Origin of the sequence: Nostoc sp. NMS2 (genome assembly GCF_017115105.1) — a bacterium.
Classification (GTDB): domain Bacteria; phylum Cyanobacteriota; class Cyanobacteriia; order Cyanobacteriales; family Nostocaceae; genus Nostoc.
The window spans coordinates 33,754-55,222 of the sequence record NZ_JABXKH010000125.1; the positions used below are offsets into that span (position 1 = coordinate 33,754).

Annotated in this window: 23 protein-coding genes; 13 read left to right on the forward strand and 10 right to left on the reverse strand. The window is 41.1% G+C overall.

The genetic code is table 11. The features are described from left to right. Positions 1-7 precede the first annotated feature (7 nt). The 3 genes from HWQ36_RS21910 to HWQ36_RS21920 all read left to right on the forward strand — a co-directional run bounded on the left by HWQ36_RS21910 (position 8) and on the right by HWQ36_RS21920 (position 3,989). Positions 8-2,509 (forward strand): AAA-like domain-containing protein, encoded by a 2,502-nt coding sequence (locus HWQ36_RS21910; RefSeq protein WP_292706442.1) that lies wholly within the window; start codon positions 8-10, stop codon positions 2,507-2,509. A 337-nt stretch (positions 2,510-2,846) separates the two neighbouring features. Continuing rightward, on the forward strand, positions 2,847-3,344 hold the full coding sequence (locus HWQ36_RS21915) for a hypothetical protein (RefSeq protein WP_292706443.1): 498 nt from the start codon (positions 2,847-2,849) through the stop codon (positions 3,342-3,344). Positions 3,345-3,359: 15 nt separating this feature from the next. Further along, complete coding sequence (locus HWQ36_RS21920) at positions 3,360-3,989, forward strand: transposase (protein WP_366829461.1); 630 nt, start codon at positions 3,360-3,362, stop codon at positions 3,987-3,989. On the opposite strand, the gene HWQ36_RS21925 is transcribed toward HWQ36_RS21920, so the two are convergent. Further along, positions 3,954-4,889 carry a hypothetical protein gene (locus HWQ36_RS21925; protein WP_292706444.1) on the reverse strand — a complete coding sequence of 312 codons (936 nt, stop codon included), beginning with the start codon at positions 4,887-4,889 and terminating at the stop codon, positions 3,954-3,956. The genes HWQ36_RS21920 and HWQ36_RS21925 overlap by 36 nt on opposite strands. A gap of 109 nt (positions 4,890-4,998) precedes the next feature. Further along, positions 4,999-6,318 carry a hypothetical protein gene (locus tag HWQ36_RS21930; protein ID WP_292706446.1) on the reverse strand — a complete coding sequence of 440 codons (1,320 nt, stop codon included), beginning with the start codon at positions 6,316-6,318 and terminating at the stop codon, positions 4,999-5,001. Positions 6,319-6,392: 74 nt separating this feature from the next. On the opposite strand from HWQ36_RS21930, the gene HWQ36_RS21935 reads away from it, so the two are divergent. After that, positions 6,393-7,934 carry a hypothetical protein gene (locus HWQ36_RS21935; RefSeq protein ID WP_292706447.1) on the forward strand — a complete coding sequence of 514 codons (1,542 nt, stop codon included), beginning with the start codon at positions 6,393-6,395 and terminating at the stop codon, positions 7,932-7,934. A gap of 206 nt (positions 7,935-8,140) precedes the next feature. Here the strand turns inward: HWQ36_RS21935 and HWQ36_RS21940 are convergent, their stop codons facing one another. From HWQ36_RS21940 to HWQ36_RS21970, 7 genes are all read right to left on the reverse strand, one after another. After that, on the reverse strand, positions 8,141-9,070 hold the full coding sequence (locus HWQ36_RS21940; protein ID WP_292706449.1) for a DUF6615 family protein: 930 nt from the start codon (positions 9,068-9,070) through the stop codon (positions 8,141-8,143). Then, positions 9,063-9,620 (reverse strand): hypothetical protein, encoded by a 558-nt coding sequence (locus tag HWQ36_RS21945; RefSeq protein WP_292706451.1) that lies wholly within the window; start codon positions 9,618-9,620, stop codon positions 9,063-9,065. The genes HWQ36_RS21940 and HWQ36_RS21945 overlap by 8 nt, the downstream gene beginning before the upstream one ends. Before the next feature lie 118 nt (positions 9,621-9,738). Continuing rightward, positions 9,739-12,042 (reverse strand): hypothetical protein, encoded by a 2,304-nt coding sequence (locus HWQ36_RS21950; RefSeq protein ID WP_292706453.1) that lies wholly within the window; start codon positions 12,040-12,042, stop codon positions 9,739-9,741. 178 nt (positions 12,043-12,220) lie between these two features. After that, on the reverse strand, positions 12,221-12,571 hold the full coding sequence (locus HWQ36_RS21955; protein WP_292706456.1) for a DUF6009 family protein: 351 nt from the start codon (positions 12,569-12,571) through the stop codon (positions 12,221-12,223). Between the two features lie 230 nt (positions 12,572-12,801). Continuing rightward, positions 12,802-14,001 carry a hypothetical protein gene (locus HWQ36_RS21960; RefSeq protein ID WP_292706458.1) on the reverse strand — a complete coding sequence of 400 codons (1,200 nt, stop codon included), beginning with the start codon at positions 13,999-14,001 and terminating at the stop codon, positions 12,802-12,804. Positions 14,002-14,105: 104 nt separating this feature from the next. Continuing rightward, positions 14,106-15,734, reverse strand: a complete 1,629-nt coding sequence (locus HWQ36_RS21965) for a hypothetical protein (protein WP_292706460.1) — start codon at positions 15,732-15,734, stop codon at positions 14,106-14,108. Between the two features lie 258 nt (positions 15,735-15,992). Further along, entirely contained in the window at positions 15,993-16,256 is a 264-nt protein-coding gene (locus tag HWQ36_RS21970; protein WP_094345164.1) for a hypothetical protein, read from the reverse strand. A gap of 248 nt (positions 16,257-16,504) precedes the next feature. On the opposite strand from HWQ36_RS21970, the gene HWQ36_RS21975 reads away from it, so the two are divergent. From HWQ36_RS21975 to HWQ36_RS22015, 9 genes are all read left to right on the forward strand, one after another. Continuing rightward, complete coding sequence (locus tag HWQ36_RS21975; RefSeq protein ID WP_292706468.1) at positions 16,505-17,104, forward strand: hypothetical protein; 600 nt, start codon at positions 16,505-16,507, stop codon at positions 17,102-17,104. Between the two features lie 78 nt (positions 17,105-17,182). Further along, positions 17,183-17,515, forward strand: coding sequence for a hypothetical protein (locus HWQ36_RS21980; protein ID WP_292706470.1), 333 nt, complete (start codon positions 17,183-17,185; stop codon positions 17,513-17,515). Positions 17,516-17,536: 21 nt separating this feature from the next. Continuing rightward, positions 17,537-17,863, forward strand: a complete 327-nt coding sequence (locus HWQ36_RS21985) for a hypothetical protein (RefSeq protein ID WP_292706471.1) — start codon at positions 17,537-17,539, stop codon at positions 17,861-17,863. Further along, entirely contained in the window at positions 17,856-18,071 is a 216-nt protein-coding gene (locus tag HWQ36_RS21990; protein ID WP_190963272.1) for a hypothetical protein, read from the forward strand. Before HWQ36_RS21985 ends, HWQ36_RS21990 begins: the two co-directional genes overlap by 8 nt. 44 nt (positions 18,072-18,115) lie before the next feature. Continuing rightward, the gene (locus HWQ36_RS21995; RefSeq protein ID WP_292706474.1) at positions 18,116-18,877 is read left to right on the forward strand and encodes a hypothetical protein; all 762 of its coding nucleotides are present in this window, start codon (positions 18,116-18,118) and stop codon (positions 18,875-18,877) included. Positions 18,878-18,942: 65 nt separating this feature from the next. Then, entirely contained in the window at positions 18,943-19,212 is a 270-nt protein-coding gene (locus HWQ36_RS22000) for a hypothetical protein (RefSeq protein ID WP_292706475.1), read from the forward strand. Next, positions 19,209-19,532: a hypothetical protein gene (locus tag HWQ36_RS22005; protein ID WP_292706477.1), complete on the forward strand. Its 324-nt coding sequence runs from the start codon at positions 19,209-19,211 to the stop codon at positions 19,530-19,532. Before HWQ36_RS22000 ends, HWQ36_RS22005 begins: the two co-directional genes overlap by 4 nt. Before the next feature lie 42 nt (positions 19,533-19,574). Continuing rightward, positions 19,575-19,964 (forward strand): hypothetical protein, encoded by a 390-nt coding sequence (locus HWQ36_RS22010; protein ID WP_292706479.1) that lies wholly within the window; start codon positions 19,575-19,577, stop codon positions 19,962-19,964. Between the two features lie 46 nt (positions 19,965-20,010). Next, positions 20,011-21,171: a transposase gene (locus HWQ36_RS22015; RefSeq protein WP_292706481.1), complete on the forward strand. Its 1,161-nt coding sequence runs from the start codon at positions 20,011-20,013 to the stop codon at positions 21,169-21,171. A gap of 29 nt (positions 21,172-21,200) precedes the next feature. On the opposite strand, the gene HWQ36_RS22020 is transcribed toward HWQ36_RS22015, so the two are convergent. Beyond that, positions 21,201-21,469: hypothetical protein (locus HWQ36_RS22020; protein WP_292706482.1), on the reverse strand; the 269-nt coding region annotated here is incomplete at its 5' end.

Sequence of the window (21,469 nt, forward strand, 5' to 3'; positions counted from 1 at the left end):
GTAAATCGTGGTTGACCAATACATATTCTCTGGAAGTTTACCTGAAAATGCCAGCACCTATGTCAAACGAGAAGCTGATGCACAGTTATATGAAGGGCTGAAAAAGGGAGAGTTTTGTTACGTACTGAATTCGCGCCAGAGTGGAAAATCCAGCTTGCGTGTGCGAACCATGCAGCGATTGAGAGATGATGGCGTACAGTGTGCAGCTGTTGACCTTTCTGCTGGAGGTATTCAGAATGTCCCTCCCGAACAATGGTATGCAGATTTAATTGACACGCTTATTGATAGTTTTGGATTAAATTTAGATTTTGGTGATTGGTGGGAGGCGAATCAGTTAAATTCGCTAGTTACAAGATTTCGCAAGTTTTTGGAAGAAGTACTACTTGTTGAAGTTCGAGAAGATATCGTTATTTTTATTGATGAAATTGATAGCGTACTCAGTCTGAATTTTCCCACAGATGACTTTTTTGCATTGATTCGTGCCTGTTATAACAAGCGTGTTGATAATCCTGAATATAATCGTCTCACGTTCTGTTTATTGGGAGTAGCATCACCTAGTAATTTAATTGCAGATAAACAGCGTACTCCGTTTAATATTGGTCAAGCTATCTCTCTTAAGGGTTTTCAATTAAATGAAGCTGAAGCATTAGAAAAGGGTTTGCGTGGTAAATTCAGCAGTCCCCACGCAATAATGCAGGAGATTTTGCAGTGGACTGGGGGGCAACCATTCCTGACTCAAAAGCTTTGTCAGTTCATGGTTGAAGAATCGGAACAAGATAACCCTTGTTCAGTTGAACAAATTGTCAAATCACGGATTATTGAAAGCTGGGAGTCTCTTGATGAGCCTGAGCATCTCAGAACCATTCAAGCCAGAATTTTGCGTTCGGAACAACGGGCAGGTTACTTACTAGAACTTTATCAACAAGTTCGGCTGGCTGAGGAGCAATCCCAAGTTATAGCGGATGATACTTTAGAGCAGAGCGAATTACAACTCTCAGGATTAGTTGTTAGACAGCAGGGTAAGCTGAGAATTTATAACCAGATTTATCGGGAAATATTTGACTCCAGTTGGATTGAAAACCAACTAAAAAATCTGCGTCCTTATTCAGAGAGTTTTCGCTTTTGGGTTGCTTCTAGAGGTGCTGATGAATCACGGCTACTGCGAGGGAAGGCATTACAATCAGCAGAACAATGGGCGCAGGATAAAAATTTAAGTCATCAAGATCAGGAGTTTTTAGCAGCTAGTAGAAGGAAAGACGATGAACAAAAAGCAGCTTTGGAACGGGAGACAAAAGATAGGGAATCACTAGAGGTAAGAAATAAATTGCTCAGTGAGGCTAATAGTCAAGCTCAACGAACGATTAGTATTGGGACTGTTGTTTTGGTTGTAACATTAATAGGAGCAGCAACTGTCGGAATATCTGCCAAAAAACAACTTGATGAAACTCAACAAGTTGTTACAAATGTTCAGAATTTAAACAAACTAGCTGGAGAATTAGAAAAAAAGACCAACTCTAACTCTGAAGAGATTACGTTTGATTACAATGAAGCTTTAAGGTTATCTGCTTTATCTTTTAGTGTTGATAATCACCAACTTAAACAAGCATTAGTTTCTTCTGCTGAATCACAAGCATATCTACAACTAAAAAAAATAGAAGAATCACAGAGAGAGATTAAATTAAGTGAAAAATTTTTAGCTGACACTGATAATAAAGCATTAGACTCTAATCAGGTATTACAAATTCGAGTATTACTCTACAAGAGCAAAGGTGATTTACTAGCCAAAAATAAACAAAATCAAAAAGCTATAGAATCTTACACTACAGCATTTCATATTTTAACAACTCATCCATCTGAAACTGATTTTACCAAAGAGAACCAGTTGCTCACAGGCGAAAATATTGAATCAGTTTATCGAAGTTTAATTAAGCTGAACCCTCAAGATAAAGAAGTTAAAGCATCTCTTACTAAACATTTATATGCTCAACTTGAATATTTTTTGAAAGCTAAAAATTGGCCGTTGGCTGATAGAGCAACATCCAAACTCATGCTCAATATTGCTAAAACGCAATTCCCAGGATATTTAGATGCTGACAACATCAATAATTTCTCTTGTCCAGACCTAAAAAAAATAGACCAACTTTGGGTTACTAACTCAAACAACCGTTTTGGCTTTAGTGTGCAAAAAAAGATATGGATTAGTACTCATAATAGATTGGGTGCAAAACCGCAAGACTTCAATGAAAAAGATGTTGAAAATTATCTTCGATTTGCCAAGACAGTTGGATGGTATGATCTAAAAGCAACTGGACACAATCAAGAACTAGACCGATCAGAAAGTGGCTACTTGTCACTCGACGAACTGTACGATCATATAAAGGACAAATCGGACAGGTATAATGGTAGTCTACCTACACTTCAATCAAAGGGTAGATTTTACTATATTGATGTAGACACCTCTTTAACTCGCGCTCTATTTATTACCCTCTTCAACACGTGCAAAGTTTAACATTAAAGGCTTTTAGAAGTTTGTAAACATTTATCACGTTCTCTTTTTCCACGCAAGAATCAGCATTTCATAAATCCGATACCTGGCACTGGTGGCTGATAATAATTCGCCTGGATAAATTTTTCTGCTACCTCATCTACCTCCCTACTTTCAGTGACTTCAAGGGGCGACAATCGCCTTTAAAGCAAGCCAGCTAAAGGTTTTGGACGTACAGACCCCTTGAAAAAAGTGAGTACTTATTGAGAATTAACTGTACAGTTATTAAGCAGCTACCTGTAGGGTACATTTTAATGGTAAAAAAGAACGGTCTCGTAATTTGATCAAGACCGTCGTCAAAATGCTAGCATCATTCTACCAAAACTTCTTAGAAAAATACCTAAATAAAGCACAGTTAATCACCCTAAAGATGTTGGTGTGGTTGTTACAAAATCAGAAACAAGTGAAGATAGAAAGGCTGGCAGCAACCTTACCTCTACCAATACAACAAAACAGTCGTAGACGGCATATACAAAGGTTTTTAACACTGAATGCTTTGAGTGTAGTCTTATTGTGGTTTCCCATCATTGAAGCAATAATTAACCAACATTTTAAATTAGGGTCACAATTAACCATTGCAGTGGATAGAACCCAGTGGAAAGAAAATAATGTGTTGATGGTGAGCGTGATTTATCAAAAAAGAGCTTGGCCAATATATTGGTGTCTGTTAGAGAAAGATGGTTGCAGTAACTTAGAAGAACAGCAAAAAGTATTACGTCCAGTAATTCGCTTATTAAAAAAGTACAAACTAGTAATTATTGGAGATAGAGAATTTCACAGTGTAGAACTGGGACAGTAGCTCCACAAGCAGAACATGGGTTTTGTACTCCGCCAGAAAAAAGACACTACTTTTCGGGAGAAAAGACAGAAATTTCAGTCGTTAAGTAGCATTGAGATTTATCCTGGTATTCGTCAATTTTATCCCAATGTTAAGTTGACTCAGAAAAAAGGTTTTGGTCGGTTTAATTTAGCAGTCTACTGGAAAAGAAAGTATAGAAGTAAACAAGAAAAGGAAGCTTGGTATTTATTAACTAATTTGCCTGATTTAAATACTGCCCTCAAAATATATACTCAACGCTTTGGGATTGAAGCCATGTTCAAAGATTGTAAAACTGGTGGCTACAATTTGGAAAGCTCTCAAGCCAATCCTGATAGACTTGTACGAATAATATTCTTAATCGCTTTAGCTATAACCAGTGCTTGGTTACATGGACAAAGGACTAAATTTCAAAAACAAGAATCATATATTTGTCGTAGTCAAGAAAAAAATAGAAATGAGAAACGTCACAGTAATTTCTGGATAGGTTTATATGGTCAAAATTGGATAGTTGCTTGGCATGAGTGTCAAGCATGGGTCGAGGAACTGGTCGGTTTCAGTCGCAATAAGCAAGCATATTATCAGCGAGGTTTAAGGGCTATGAAGCTTATACAGCAAGCTCTTTAACTCGCTTGTCGCCCCTTGAACAGATTGACCCTGTTCTACTTGCCCCGGTGTTTGATTAGCGATCGCTGAACTTAAAGATTTCTCATTTTCTGCAACGGGCGCGGCGGAACAAGCACCTTCATAACAGTCTTTCGGCTCAACACCACAGTCCTGGTTTTCAAACAACGAAGCGCGATTACTCAGTGCATCATCCACAAGCGCCAGCGATGTACAGTCCGTTACCGCAGGTAACTCTTCCTCCAACTCTGACACGCTTTGAACAATCTGAGGCGACGCGCCCTCCAAGGGCGCATGAGCCGTCTCCTCTACACGCGAATTTTCGGGTTGCGTGTCAGAGATACACCTCACAATCTCTTTTGAAGAGATTGTGAGGTGTTCCTGAGTAGTTTGTGAGGTTTCCTGGAATCCTTGTTCTGACTGCTTTTGACCTAAAATAGACGCTTTGTACAAAGCACCCATTTCTTCAGAGCCAGCATCTATCTCTGAATCCCCAGCATTTGGTTCTCGTTTTTCAGCAGAGGGTTCTTGTTTTTCAGCATTGGCTTTCTCCCAAAATTCCTTCATCCGGCTACCGTGTAAATTCTTCACCATCCAGCTAGCAGTCTCCCGGCCATCCTGAACCGACTTGTCCGGTTTAAAAATGAACAAACCACTGTCGGAGAGAATTTTCTTCGCAGAGATAAAAGTACTGTATCCTAAAGCACTTGTTAGGGGCATCCACCGAGAACCATAAGGGTCAGCCGTCCAGCACTCCTGCCACAATTGTGTAATTGAGGGTCTTTGCTGGGAAGCCCAGAGCATATCTTCGATAGGGATAATCACATGAAGCCGCTTGTACGGTGACTGTGGTTTACTAGCAGCAGTCTTTTTGAGCTTGGGTCTTGTAATAGTTGCGGTCATTCTACAATCTCCTGTTATGTTGACGCACGGAAATTTCCCCCACTGTGATGCGGGGCTTGGTACTTGCATTTGCTTGTCTAAAGAATTACTGGTATGGGCAACAAATCAGTTAGCCTTGCCAAAAGCGCAATTCATCTCGGAAATACCTATCAGTCTTTTTCGATTGCTCCTTCCAACCATTCCAAGCAACCACCAACTCTTCGCCCAAATCCTCTACAACTTCACCCCTCTCGACATACAAAGTACGGTATGGGTCAGCATGAGACACGATAGAACCAACGCCAATGATGTCCGGTTGGGAGGATGCGTTCTGGAGTGCAATAATTAAATCAGTCTCTTCATTGGTCAATTCCGCCCAGTAGTCCGATTTAATTACCTCGTACTCTTGGGCAACATTCCAAAACTCTTGCCAAGTACACTCAGGTTTTGTAAGTACCTGCCGAATGTCAGTAACCGCTTGGGGAAGCATTTCCAGTTGTTCAGCTCGATATGCGATCGCAGTTGGTGTCGGCTCACTGCCTAAAATGATTGCCGCAGCCTCTAACGCTTGGGTATTGTTCATAGCACTGGCGAGGTTTTTCAATGCCATACCCATGAGTCGCAGACATTCCTGGGCATTTTCCTTGGGGGGTTCCTGGGCCAGTGATCGCAGATCAATAGTTTTCTCCAAGGCAAGCTTGACTTGCTTGTTCAAAACTTTGGTCGCTTGGTGGCTCATGGTATTTCCCCATTGTTGAGAAGGGCGCTGTTGTACGGCGTGTTCCAATTCTTGGATACGTTGCTGGAGTTGTTGATTCTCAATCTCCAGTTTTCTTAAGCCCTCCATCTCATCCAAACGCTGCTGTAACTGAACGTTTTGCTCCTTCTGCTGCTTATACAGGTTTTGCAAGGATGAGATTTGCTCTTGTACCTGGGCTTCGGCTTTAGCTCCTGCTTCTGCCTGTAGCCCAACTCTCAATTCCTGAGAAAGTCTCTCTAGTTCGTGTTTATGCTGTTCTTCGAGTGCTGCGATCGCCTCAGAATATTCTTTTGGGTAAGTCCGCCCACTCGATTCAGACACAATTGCGTCATTTAAATCAGCATTGTTAATCAACAACCTTTCGCCATCAGTAAAGGTAACAATCTGCTGATAGTTATTCGGAGCCGAAGCCTCAATCACTCCTGATTCGCCATAACGAGGGTGTGAAAGGGAAGAAACAGTGACAGAATTACACAATTGCGTTTTGACTTTTTCTTGTTTTGTGCTAATGGTTCTAGTGGGTGACGTATTTTTTGGAACAACCTTCTGAACTGCTTTAGCAAAATCGGCAGCAGCTAGGAAGGGTTTTTCTTTGGCTGCGATCACAACAGCTTGTTCTAACTCATCGGCAGTTTTGACCAACCGGAGTAGGGGGCGAGTTTGGGAAGTTTTGGTGATCTTGTCCTTCAAATCTTCTGCTAGGATATCAACTTGCTACCCCTGATTGATTTTTAAAAAATTAAAAATATTTTGTACTAAAATACATGAATTTTAAAAATTTTTCCGAGTTACATGACTTTATTCGTCGCTACAATTCAACATCGATTTTGGAGATTGGATCTGAAAAATGCTGGCAGAACTGGGAATCAAAATACTCAAATTCTTCAGATAAAATATACGGTAATATTGAACGCAATTATACTGTCCGGCTGATGTTACTAGCGAGTACGGGGAATCCTCATCGGCGTGGAAATATTAGTGTTCAAGCGTTTAATAATTTAATTCAGGCTTACCACAATTTGGATGGGCATACTATTTCTAATAGTCATATTCTTGAAGGAGAAGCAGAAATTCTATTAAAATCTATCCAAGATTGGGAAATTATTAATGAAAGAATAGTACGTAATTGGTCGTTAAAGTTAAGCAGTATTTTGGATTTAAAAGTAATTCGTTCTCATATAGGCGGTTTATTTCTACAGCGTGTAGGAGCTTTCCAAAACGCGGGTTTTGGATATCCCGTTTCTCGTATAAAGCGAACAATCAAGCTGATTGAGTTACTAGATTATAGCTCCAATCAAAAATTTTCAAATGATTTGGCAGTTCATATAGGTTTAAGTCCGACAAATTACTTTAGACAATTTTTAGCTTGTTTAGCTATATTTGGCTGGCTTTCTGGCAAAAAAGGATTTTGTAATCTATCTCAGCTCCCGGCTATAGATAATCAAGTTCAAAATCTTGGTGTTAACTTAGATGATTTAAAAAAGTTTATTAAGCAGAATAGTAATTTCTTTAGTAAAGAAGAGGATACTTCATTTCGTAGTAAGGTAAAAAAAATACTTAATAATGTTCCTGATTACTATCAACCGTTTTTGTTCAATTATTTTTTGGAGTTACCCTTTATTGAATTAAAAAATGAAGAATTCTGTTTGCCAGACCCTTTTTCTTTTACCGAATCCTGTTGGAACCAAGTGAGGAGTATTGTTTTTAAAGAGGATAACAGAAAAAGATATGAAGATTTACTAAGTCGTACATTTGAAAATTATCTTAACAATGTACTATTCCCTTTTATTGCTCCTAACTGTTTTGAGAGAATTCCTGAAGTCAAAAATCCACAATCTAATAAAGATAAACGGGCTGATTTTCTTATTAAACTTCCAAATTACTATATTGTTGTAGAATGCAAAAGTAGTATTATGTCTTCCGATACAAGCGCTTATTTTCAGGCTGATAAACTAGCTGATCTTTGGTGTCGTATCCACTCTGCATTTGAGCAAATCAGTATAACAGTAGATGTTCTCAATCTTCACGATAAACCAGTGATTCCTCTCATTATAACTTTCTATGATAGTGTTGCTGCATCCGCAGTATTTGAAGAGATAGTAAGGCAAAGTGATTATTGCCCTCGTATGGGGGTGAATATACCACCGATTGTCTATTCTTTACATGAATTTGAACATTTTATTTCCAATAGAAGCCTAAATAATTGGTCAGAATTAATTCTTTCACAACAGAATGCTAATTCTTCTGTAAAGCCTGACAATCAGGGGCATAATTATGAACACTTAAACGATATTTCCATTCTTTAAACGTGAAAAAACCGTAGTAAAGATAAGAAAACTATCATTATAATGTTACTGGTATAATGTTACTGGTTTTAATAAATAGTTAGGGTTAATGGCCATGATAACAACTCGCCCGTTGCTACCTCATGCACCTCCGTACTTCCGTCACCCTTTGCTTGTCCCAAGGTAAACTCATCTGCCCAGGCTATATAAGCATTCAAAAATTGAGGCTACTGTTCTAAAACAGTTGTAATATCACCTTGGAGAACTACATAATCTGGTGGTGTCTCGCTCCACAAATCATTTATAAGTTCACGAGTAATTCCATCTCCACTCTGTAAAGCACTAATTAAAGATCGTATACGTGGTGGAAGTTGTCGCTTAGTATTTATTTTAGGTAAGTCTGGAATATCTTCACGAAAATCTCTTTCTTCTGGAACCTCAAATAACCTCTGTCGTAAAGCTTGTGCAAATGCACACGCACGAGTAGCTATGCCCTGTGATTCATCTGGATAAATTCCAGGACAACAAGCAACGCAATGCCACGGTACTGAAATTGGTAGTAAATATTTGACGGAATGTCGCTTCCTTTTATGTAGTAACAGCGTATTCCAAGCATCGGCAAGTGTACATCCCCAAAGTTCGCTTCTATTACCAAAGCTATGACAAAACCAGTTAGGGCTTTGTGTGCCTGGAGTCCAATAGTTATAAAAACAGTAGAGTGGTGTTACCTGATAATAAATAGCGTAGTTGAGCAAACGTTGAATTTGGGGATAACCATTAGTATCAGATTGATCGATAGAGTAAATCAGATTACGCGAAAGAACTTTTGCTTGAACAACAGTACCAAAAAAAGAATTTTGCTGGATAAACCACCATTCCCAATCGGCTCCAGTAATCGCATTTTCCTTCTTTGCTGTGAAATCAAACACTAGAAAACGATTTGAGTTGAATTGATAAAGTTCTTGAAGATTGAGTGCAGTAATTCCATCTTCTCGAAGGTGAACAGGTGTGTTGTGATTATTCTTGACAAGTGACCAAGTACGAGCAGCTTGTAGTTGAAAAGTACTACATAAACTATCAAAAACAGGGGCTGTGATATTTTGCATATAGTGAGGTAAGGTGCGTTTCCCCTGGTTCCCATAAATATTGCTACTCACTACACTTTACCAGCACCCCATCGGCACAAACAATCCCCCACTGCGGAAACTTCGCCACCAGCTTCTTGATCACAATTTGCAAAGCCGGGTCATCATCCCAACACTTCTGCAAGAAGTCAAACCCCGGATTCTCCCCTGAATTTGCTGCTCGATTCAGTTTTTCCCTTCTTACAGGTCGCATATTTGACCTTGCTACAATCGCCTCATGCGACCATTTTTCAGGATTTGACACAGGTGCGGCGGAACTTTCACCCTCATCAACTGCTTTGATTTCTACGCCCGAAACCGAGTTTTCAACCAACAACAAAGCAGAGTGATCCTGTTCTACCTCCTCTTGTGTTTGATTAGCGATCGCTGAATTGAGAGATTTTTCATTTTGAGCGACGGGCGCGGCAGAACAAGTCCCTTCATGACAGTCCCTCGCTTCAACGCTACAATCCTGGCTTTCTCCTATCAACAAAGCAGATTCACCCTGTACAGCTTCCACAAGCGTTAGCGATGTACAGTCATTCGCCGTAAGCGATTCTTCAAGTTGCAAGGCGCTTTTCATAGGTGAAGGCGATGCACCCCTCAAGGGTGCGATCGCCGTCTACTCACATTGTAAATTTTCGTTTGGCTTGGAAGAAACCACTTAGTTGGCTTACATCCTTAATCTTAAATTTCGCTAATCATACTTTAGCAACCACAGATGCTTCAAGCTTACCACCTGTCTGTTCTATGGCATTATGCACTAGTTGACGAATTTGTTGTAAAAATTCTTGACTACCAATATTCATGATTGGAGTGAGTTCTGGTGCGGCAGTATCATAGATGACTTTTATATCTCTTGCTCTAAGCATAGTAGAACCTTTTCCACTGTGCTTATAAGCCGTTACCCAAACAGCTAAAGGTTCTTTTACTAGACGGTTAGTGGTAAATGAATGTAGTTCTGCAAAAACCTTTTGACGAATGTTATTAACTGCCTGTTCAGCTTCTTCCTCTGATTTATTCTTCATAGTCCATTTACTAGGGTTATCTAAAAATTTTGAAATGGACTCATTGAGACGTGCTAACAAATCTGCAACTGGCTTTAATGTATCATATTCTACATCAGTTTCTTCTGATATACGTCTATTAAGCGCCCGAACGCGAGTCCAATGTTCCTTATAAACGCCATCCAGTTCTCCTAGCCCAAGAATTGCATCCCATCTTTTATGAAAGTCTCTTGTTGCTTGCTGAAAAGCAAACAATAATCCAGTAGGATCGTATATCGGTGCTACCTCTGGTAAAACTTGTGGTTTAATCGCATCTTCACAAAATTGTAAAAGACGTTCTAATTCAATCCTGTTAGTTCTGCGTTTTTTGACTTCTTCTAAAGACTTATCTAGACCACCCATCATAAAACAGCGTTGTTCTAAATTTCGCTCAATTGCCCTGATTATAGGTTGACCGAGAATATCTCGCAAGCTAGTCAAACCGTTAGTTATTGAAGCCATAACATGAGCTTTTTTGTCTTCAAACTTAGGTAAGTTATCTCCTTTTACATTGTCAAAATGTGTAAATGCGATTGCTAATTTATGTTGATAGCCACTGGTAGCTATTGCTCTAATTACTGACAAAGGAGCAGCTTGCATAGGCTGTTGGGAGTTATCAACCAAAAGAATAACATCAACAGCTTCAAAGCGACTGGTAATGTGAGTCGTCACACTAGCTGAGGAATCAGGAGTGTGTCCAAGCCCTTGCCCATCCATAAGAATTAGACTTCGCTTCTCATCTGTGAAAATTGGATCAAATGCACCTTTAACCCTTATTCCCTGAACTAATGGTGTTAATAATCGACCAAATGAACGTGCATAGTTACTAGAAAATTTCTTAATTTGAGAAATAAATGCTTCTCTATCCTCAATTTCATAAGTCCAAACTTCTGGCCAGCCAGTTCTACGTTTAATAAGATTACCAATAGTTAGTAGCTCAAAGCGTTGTTGTATTTCCTCCATAATATCGTTTACTAGTTCATCAAAAGCATCCAAAGCTTGGATTTCTTCATCAAAAAGTTCTTCTACTACTTCACGGTCTTTGCCTCCGTAACTAATAATGTCTACTTCCAATATTTTATTGATATTTTGAATTGTATCTTCAGTCATTTTTCGGATGCGTTGAACATATTCTTCAAGTATTTTCTGCATTTTGACGCGTTCATCTAAAGTAGGAATTGCCGTATCGCTAGCATCTACTACTTCCGAATCATTTATTGAGGAATCTTCTTCATCTTCCCAATTATCATCATCATCATCATCATCTATGCTATCGATTTTTTGCCAAGACCCAAGGATATAGCTAAGTCTAAACTTCTGGTCTTGATGATTCAGTAAACGAGTTATTAATTTCTCATCAGAGAGTTTATCCCAAGCAGCTAGGCAAGCATCTGCTACACACTCACGTACACTAGTACGAACTGCCCACTCAGAGAAAAATGTAACTACTGCCTGATAAGATTCATCAGATGTGATTATTTCTATATCTGAAGTAGTGGTCTTTGCAGTAGAAGTTGAAGGGAAACGGTCTTTTTGAGGATCTGTTCCAATTAAATGTCTTAATAGTGAAGTTTTACCTGCTCCTGTTGTACCAACCAATAAAACCTTAGAGTATCCATCTTCTTTTGTTGGCAATGGAAGATGTTCTTCACGTAACTTCCAAGGATCTAGAGGTGGGTTTTCTATACCATCATAGAAAGCATCAACTATTACTGATGAAAACTGACGAGCCGCTTCCGAACGCATGGATACTCTGTAAAAACTTTCATCAGCTAACAACTCATTCATCTGTGCTACAAGCTTGTCAGCTTCTACCTCATCTGATGTTCCTAGCCCACGCCGAACTTTTAAACCTTGTTCAGTCCGAGGATCAGTACGCAAAGGATGTCGGAAGGTAATTGCCCATGCTGACCTTCCCTGTGAACGAGTTTTTGAAGCAGTATAATGTTTAGTAGGCATTCTAGTTGTTCCTAGTTGTTCCTGATAATTATGATGTATTCAAATTAACAGTACAAAATTTCTTTGTCAAGAGTTTAGGAACAACTAGGAACAACCTCTAATTTTTCTTTCTAGAAGCATTTCAGTGCTATGCCCCCAGAAAAAAGTTATGGATCTAAATTTGATGCTCATTCCTAAGTCATTGAGTTTTAGAAGGTTGTAACCCTTTCTGTTTAGGTTCTACTGTCAAAGGATTTATGGACTCTGTAGGAAAACTATAATGGTCTTTGTAAGCCTCATAATCACCCTTACGTAATACAAAAATACGTCTTGTGAACTTATTTCTACCTTTTTTAGTGGGTGGGGCATCATTTTCTAGTTCCACATAACCCACGATTTGTTCTTCGGCATATCTTCGATGGTTAGAGATTATCGCTTTAGTAATTCCCTCTCTTTGGGGAAAATCTGAGAATCTTTCTCGCAGCCAGGGATAGTCTTTTAAATCATAAAGCCAAACAATATTTTTCTCTTGCGTAAGGTCTGCTGTCATCCTCTTAGTGCCTCTGTTTGTATTAATACAGCATACTTAAAAAATCAGTGTATCGCAAGGCGTATAGTAGTATAAACCAGCAAAATATAGTATTAAGTTTTACATTCGTGGCACTCTTGATTGTAATTAGTTTTCATAACAATTGAGTTTTCAAAATAAGCGACCGAATCAGTTTTGAAGCTATTGCAGCAATCGCTTTAGCTGCACGATATTCTGAGACAGTGTGATTTTTACCTTTCCCAATCCACCAACACCCCATCCACAATCGCAACCCCCCACTGCGGACACTTCGCCAGCAATTTCTTGATCACAATCTGCAAAGCCGGATCGTCATTCCAGCATTCCTGCAAGAAGTCAAATCCCGGATTCTCCCCTGAATTCGCCGCTCGATTCAGTTTTTCCCTTCTTACAGGTCGTACATTTGACCGTGCAACAATCGCCTCATGCGACCATTTTTCAGCATTGGGCACAGGCGCGGCGGAACAAGTACCTTCATGATCTGCTTTGACTTCTACACCCGAAACTGAATTTTCAACTAACAACGAAGTGGGATTACCCTGTTCTAACTGCCCCTGTGTTTGATTAGCGATCGCTTCCTTGCCAGAAAATTCATTTTGAGCAACGGGCGCGGCGGAACAAGCACCTTCATCACAGTCTCTCGGCTCAACACCACAATCCTGGTTTTCAGCCAACAACGAAGCGGATTCACTTTGTGTAGAATCCACAAGCGTCAGCGATGTACAGTCCGTTACCGCAGGTAATTCTTCCTCCTTCTCTGATACGCCTTGAACAGTCTGAGGCGAAGCGCCCCCCAAGGGCGCGTGAGCCGTCTCCTCCTCACGCGAATTTTCTGTAAGCGTGTCAGAGACACACCTAACGAACTCTTTTGTAGAGTTCGTTAGGTGTTCCTGAACAGTTCGTGAGGCTTTCTGGAACCCTTTCTCTGACTGACTTTGATCTGAAATAGATGCTTCATACAAAGCACCAATTTCTTCAGAGCCAGCATCTTTGTCTGAAATCTCAGCATTTGATTCTTGTTTTGTAGAATCTGGTTCCTGATTTTCAGCATTGGGTTTCTCCCAGAACTCCTTCATCCGGCTGCCATGCAAATTTTTCACCATCCAGCTAGCAGTCTCCCGTCCATCCTGAATTGACTTGTCGGGCTTGAAAATAAACAACCCGCTTTCAGCAAGAATTTTCTTCGCAGAGATAAAAGTACTGTAACCCAAAGCTGAGGTCAAAGGCATCCACCGGGAACCATAGGGATCAGCCGTCCAACACTCCTGCCACAATTGCGTAACTGAAGGCTTTTGTTGCGATGCCCAGAGCAAATCTTCAATGGGAATAATCACATGAAGTCTTTTATATGGGGATTGTGGTTTAGTGGCAGCAGACTTTTTGAGCTTGGGACGAGTAATAGTTGCAGTCATTCTATAATCTCCTGTTATGTTGACGCACGGAAATTTCCCCCACTGTGATGCGGGGCTTGGTACTTGTATTTGGTTGTCTAAAAAGTTACCGATTCAATAAAAGCCTATTGAGGTTGCCAGAATCGCAATTCATCTCGTGAATACCTGTCAGTCTTTTTCGATTGCTCTTTCCAACAATCCCAAGCCACCACTAACTCTTCGCCCAAATCTTGCACCACCTCACCCCTCTCGACATACAAAGTACGGTATGGGTCGGCGTGGGCAACTATAGAACCAACGCCAATAGTGTCCGGTTGAGAAGATGTGTTCTGGAGTGTAGTAATTAAATCAGTCTCTTGGGTGGTCAATTCTGTCCAGTAGTCTGATTTAATCACCTCGTACTCTTGGGCAACATCGCAAAATTCCTGCCACGTACATCCAGGTTTAGCCAGCACTGCCCTAATATCACTAACCGCTTGGGGCAACATTTCTAATTGCTCGGCTCGATATGCGATCGCAGATGGTGTCGGTTCACTCCCCAAAATGATTGCCGCAGCTTCTAGTGCTTGGGTGTTGTTCATCGCACTGGCTAAGTTTTTCAAAGCCATGCCCATTAACCGTAAGCATTCCTGGGCATTCTCTTTGGGTGGTTCCTGGGCTAGCGATCGCAAATCAATTGTCTTTTCTAACGCCTGTTTAACTTGCTTGTTCAAAACTTTGGTCGATTGCTGGGTCATGGTATTTCCCCACTGTTGAACCGGATGCTGTTGTACGGCGTGTTCTAATTCCTGAATACGTTGTTGGAGTTGTTGATTCTCAATCTCCAGTTTCCGTAACCCTTCCATTTCATCCAGCCGTTGCTGTAACTGGATATTTTGCTCTCTTTGTTGCTTGTAAAGGTTTTGCAAGGATGAGATTTGCTCACTTACTTGTTCTTCGGCTCTGGCGGTGGCTTCTGACTGTAGCCCAATCCTTAACTCTTGCTGTAAACGCTCTAACTCCTGCTGGTGTTGCTTTTTGAGTGCTGCAATCGCTTCTGTATATTCTGCGGGGTAAGTGCGTTCTCTGGGAAAGGGAACGCTTGGGGCATCCAAATCAGCATTGTTGACCAAAAGCCTTTCACCATCAGGAAAAGTGACAATCTGTTGCCAGCGATTCGGTGCGTCTGCCTCAATCACTCCCGAATCCCCATAACGAGGATGCGAAAGGGAAGAAACAGTCACAGAATTACACAATTGCGTTTTATGGTTTTCGCTTTTTGCAGTGCGTTTAGTTCTTGGTGCGACTTGCTGGACTGCTTTAGCAAAATCGGCGGCAGTGGGGAAGGGTTTTTCTTTGGCTGCGATCGCTACGACTTCCTGTAACTTATCAGGAGTTTTAACCAGCCGGAGTAAGGGGCGAGTTTGAGAGGGTTTAGTAATCTTTTCCCTGAGTTCCTCTGGCAGAGTATCAACTACTTTCTTGGCAGATAGCAAATCTCTGACCCGGCGATATCCCCCGTGTTTGGTCAACTCATTTTCGCAGTAAGCTTCAAAGCTCTTGTGTCCACCATCTTCGTAATAGCCTTTATCTCGCATCAGTCGAAGTTCATCGGATGCTTGCCACTCGAACCGGTCAATGGCGGTGAAGGTTTCCTGGATGCTGGTGTTGACAACACCATAATCTAAAAGCGATGTTGTTCCGGGGTTGTAGTCAATACCGGTATTATCCTCTGTGCATGGTGCAAGAAGATTTGATATTGTTTGATTAACCATAAACCTGAGCGTTTGTGGAACTACCCTCAGCGCCTGCCTCGAAAACAATCGCTGGGGGTTTGAATTTGTCAGCATAATTGCTTTGAGTCTAGCATTAGGCTAGCCACAAAAGCAACTGGGCTAGACAGATATCACCACCCTTTAAAAGCTTCGCCCCCTATTGTTCTATAGGAGGCGAGTTTGTTGCTAGATTTATGAGATTTTTGGCGCTGGCTAGCATGTGTTCTAGCTGACTCTTGAGTTGTTGATTTTCTGCGGCTAGCCCGCCCTTAATTTTCCCAGTTCTGCTTTAATCTCCGCTATCTCTTGTTGTTGTCTTTCTATAACTTGCCTGATATCAACAACATTAGTTTCACTCTCTTCTCTACCGAGTCTACCTCTAATGTAGCTTTCTATATCTTCAGTCATACTTGTTCCTTCTTTTTCTAGCAACTCCTTATACTCAACGTACAAGCTCTCATCAAGCCTTACATTCATCTGAGCGCCACGCTTCCTAGTAGAAAGCTTTCTTTCGTCTGCCATCTTTTCTTCTTTGAATTTAAACAACTATTTACACTATAAAGCACGGTCTAGCCAGTGGCTATAACTTCTACTAATGTCTAAAGCCTATGTAGATCAGTTAATTGGCTAGATTGTGTCTTGACAGTGGCTAGCCAAAATAGTATATTAGATTCATGAGATACAAACAAAAGACGATCACCCTGTCTGGAAAACTAGCGATCGCCTTTTGTGAAAAACCTAACCCCATATAGAGGCAGGAGATCCTCATTATGACGCAATCTGTTTACACACAACAAGCACCCTCAAGCTTCAAACTCAATCAAACAATAATTGCAGATACTCCCTTCAAAGACGAGCAAGCGATAGCCCAAGCTGAACTCGACACCCATCTCGAAACCCAAGCCGAAGCTGTAGCCCCAACCAAAGACCCCTTAACATCTCGTGACCGCCGCATCATTAGCGAGATTATTCAAGTCGAACCGGAATCTGTTCGGACAATCTGGATCGAAGGCGGGATCACCGTATGGGTTCAGTTCGTGGAAGGCGGACGACTGCCATTTGATAGGGACTGGTTCGCAAAAAGAGTTGCAGAGGTTAAAGCGACACTTCCCGAAACTCCATTGGAGCGCAATGAACGCCTCAGCGATGAATTAGAAGAAGCTTGTGTCAAGTTCAATCTGTGGCATCCCCAGATTGATTGGTTATCCTTCAGTACTAAACTTTACCGAAATAATCAGCTAGTAGGCTACATCGGTTGCAATCTTGAGGGTTGGTATTCTAGACCCCGCACATACGGCATGAACAGATTCGCATCGAGTGCAGAAGAAGCGATTACGTTTTTGGGAGTCCGATCAGCTGTAGCAGCGTAGCCACTGACATTAAAAGGGCGATTGCATATCAAGACAATTGTAATCGCCTCTACAGCGTAATAGGTAACAAACATCACAATGGCATACACCACAGAAACTACGCCCTCTCTTCAAGTAGCCGAGTTGGATGATTCACCAGAGAAAATTTTTCTACCACCAACAGACCCGAATGCAGAGATTATCGAAATCTCTGGTTACACGCTCGTTTACGTCAATGGAGCCTGCCCCAAGAATTATCGGGTCTATAAAGATCATTCAATGATTGGGGTGATATTTCAGCACATCACCCATTGGTCTAACGCTATGGATCAGATTCGGTACGCTCAAGCAGCAGAAGCAGCAGTTGGGTTGGATGACTTCATGAAAGTAGCAAAGAAATCCAGAGTTACAGATAAAGCCATAGCAGCATAGTTAACTTCACCAATTACAACCATGCAATCAACAATCACCATTCCTCAAGGCTGGAAATACCCCTGTTTCACCTTGAGACAACGTGCAGAACAAGGACTGATCATCGGCATCAAGTATTACCCAAGCGATAGTCTTTTAGCATACGAATATGGCGAAGGCTGGCGGTATATCGTCATGCCTGACATCAATTCTATTGATGAAGGAAATCACTTAGAGAACGAGATTAAATTACTGACACCGCAGGAATTGAGAGCAGAGATTCAGGCTGAAATAGAAAAATGTCTACGCCAACTTGAACTGCTTAAGTACGAATTAAAAGCAATTCCTGGAGGCATAGCTCATGCCTAAATCGCCCAAAAACTGCTCTGACCTCACAGCTGCTAGCTTACTGCTTTTCTTGCGCCGCTATGGTGGTTCTGCTCCTTTGCACAGCATTAATTTCTCACGAACAGTAATCCAATCATTACTCGATAGAGAACTAGTACGAGTGCAGAATACCAAACACGGTTTTTTACTGACAATTACACAAGATTCCGACAAATTGCCGACTAACTAAGCCCATTAACTCATTCAAATAAACACAGCCATCACTTTGCACACATGGAAACTATCAAAATCAACAACAGTGTTTTTCTCATCCCACCCAGCCAACCTAAACTGCAAGCCAATTGCGCTAAAGAGTACGGGCAATTCCTTTTAGATTGCCCTCCAAAAATCACAATCTTAGAAGCGCAAGCTGGAGGATATCTCAAAGGTAACAAGGCAGACTTTGCGATCGCTATATCCCGCCCAGACCGTCTACTCACAATCAACGAGAACTTCACCAATGAACCATTTACCGAATTGTGGGTGATTCCAGTGACAGGCGGACTTAAAGACCAGTTCAAGGGGCCAGCTTCCATGCTTTTGAGTTTTCTGATGCACCGCCGGAGTAAGGATTCATTTGCTGGACTGTACAACCATTACGCTCATCGTGCTTTCCAACAATGGTGTGAGGATGGAATGCCCGGAGATCCGAAAGAATTCTGCTACGCCGCGATCACATCTGTCCTCAAAAACTACATCTTCTGCGCCGAGTTCCAGAAGGTAGAAGGTGCGTTGGGAACGTATTGGTTCATTCAGTGGTCGTACCGTAACCCTGAGTCCGACTTTGAAAAGGACGCTTTAGTTGCAGCAGAGATGATTCGCTCTGGTGCGGAGTCGGGGGCGACATTGCAATGGGTGACTAACGAGACTTACGAACGCTGGGCATCAAACGCGATTGTTACCGCGCCTGCATTCCCGCCTGTTGCGGAAGCAGAGGCAAGAGCATCTTTACAGGCTCAAAATCACCAAGTATTGCCACAAGGTAACAAACGGTAATTAAGCATTATAAAGGCGATTCGCTCAAGAGTCGCCACTATATCAATTAGCAACAAAATCACTCCATGAAAATCGGTACTGTCTCAATTAATTATTCAAGAAAATTCAATTTAGGAAACTACGAATCTCTCGAAGTAGGCTGTTCTCTCTGGGCGCAAGTGGAAGATGAAGAAGATGCTTCGGGCGTAGTTCAATTCCTTTACCACCAAGCTAAAGCAGCAGTGAAAGAAGCTGCAATGCCAGTAATTAAAGCGTCGGAATTTCAAATCAGTAAAGCCAAATCTCAAAAGAAGGTGGCAACTGATTCGGGTGTTGGGGAATTGGAGGATTTATGAAACAACTAACAGGTTCTATGCCCATCGCTGCACTACCACCATCTACTGCGGCATCTTCTAAAAAAGAACTACTTGAAACAATCGATTGGCTCCAAAAAGAAGGAGCGGCAACTGAAACTAATCTCAAGTTAATAACTGCAATTATTGAATCAATTCTATGGTCTAAAGAATCCTACACTAGATTTTTGCAATGCGGGTTTGATGCTGCAATTGAACTATTTGATATTACTTCTCAAAACTGGGAATTTACAGAAATAAACTCATCACCTCACAACCCCAGAAATTGGGACGAATACAAGCGGCTAGAAAAACACAAATAAATAATATTTGTTCAGCTTCTTTAGTCATAAGAAGAATAAGAAATGAAACGAAAATGGACTCCTGAAGAATTAGAAATACTTGAAGAAATGTCTGAAGCATATATACCCAAGCAGATAGCGTATAGGCTCAGAATCCGAGGCTATCACCGCACAACATTAGCTGTTCATAAAAAGCTGTACTCCTTGGGTTATTCTGCACGTCCCACTTTGGACAATTATAGTTGTAACCAAATTGCTCAAGCCCTTTCATTGAACTCTTCTACTGTTGCTAGATGGGTAAGACTAGGTTGGCTTAAAGCCATGCGACGTTCTGCTAGAAATTATTTAGTCAAGAGTCGGGACTTAAAACGGTTTTTCAAGAATCCTCCACAATCAATCAAAAAGCGGATTGCTGCGATAGATCCGCAAGTTGTTCGGTATTTAGTTGGGTAATCAACTTCGCAAATAGCATAACTAAGTAGTTACGGAGATTAGATAGATGCTGCTAGGCTTTAAAACTGAATTGAAATTAAATAACAAGCAGCTTACAGCATTTTTAAAGCATTGCGGAGTAGCAAGACACGCTTGGAATTGGGGGTTAGCTTTGACCAAGCAAATATTAGATCACAACAAAGCTAACCCGGCAGAGAAGATTAAGTTTCCTAGTTATTTTGATTTGTGTAAATGGTTAGTAGCATTAGTCAAGAAAGAAAATCCTTGGTATTATGAATGCTCTAAATCAACACCCCAACAATCACTAATGGCATTAAGAATTGCTTGGGATAGATGTTTCAAGAAAATCTCACTCCGTCCTAAATTCAAAAAGAAGGGTAAGCATGATAGTTTTACTTTAGAGGGAACATTCAATATTTTAGGTAATCACAAAATTCAAGTTCCTAAAATTGGAATTTTAAAAACCTATGAGCGATTACCTCAAGTTCAACCTAAGTCAGTTACAATTAGCAGACAAGCTGACAGGTGGTTTATTTCCTTCAGATTTGAAGTAGAACCGACTCCTACTCTTAAAGCTGTGGAGTTTGTAGGCGTAGACCTTGGTGTTAACCATTTAGCTATATTATCAACTGGTGAAGTATTTGAAGGCGCAAAAAGTTACAAGAAATATGAACAAAAGTTGTCTCGTATGCAATGGCTGAATCGTCGCAAGCAAGTAGGCTCGAATAACTATAGAAAAGCTCAATTAAAAGTGGCTAGATTGCATCGTAAAATAGCCAACATTCGCAAAGATACATTGCACAAAATCACGACCTACATCAGTAAAAACCACGCTGTTATCGGGATTGAGGATTTAAACGTGCGTGGGATGTTGGCTAACGGCAAACTAGCTAAGGCGATTGCGGATATGAGCTTTTACGAGTTCCGTAAGCAGCTTGAGTATAAGGCTCAACTGTATGGCAGTAGTTTAGTAGTGGTAGACAGATTTTATCCCAGTAGTAAAACCTGCTCTCGTTGCGGGAATAAAAAAGAATCTCTCACACTCAAAGACCGAGTATTTAAGTGCGGGTGCGGTTTTGAATGCGACCGCGATTTGAATGCAGCGATTAATTTGGAAAAGGCGGCCAGATCGGTCGTGTCAGCCTGTGAACTGGGTAGCGCCGACGCTTCCAGGGTGAAGCAGGAAGAAAGTGTTAGCAATTGTTAGCATTTTCAAATCGGATAATCATTCCTCGGTCAAAAGTAACCCGTATTTCTCACAGCTTCAGGCGTTTGATGGAGCAGAGGGGCGGAGGGGAAAGAACTTGGTATTTGAACTCTCCCTCTAGCGAACCTGCTCCTCTGCACCCCTGCACAAGCGCAGGCTTTGAGAGGTGTGGTGAGAAATCCGGGAGTAAGCGTTTTCCCAACAGCAATATCTCGCCATTCACTCTGTAAAAATCGACTTAACTCCTGTTTGACCTTCTCAGTTTCTAATAACTGCTGATGCCCTAGTAAATCGGCTT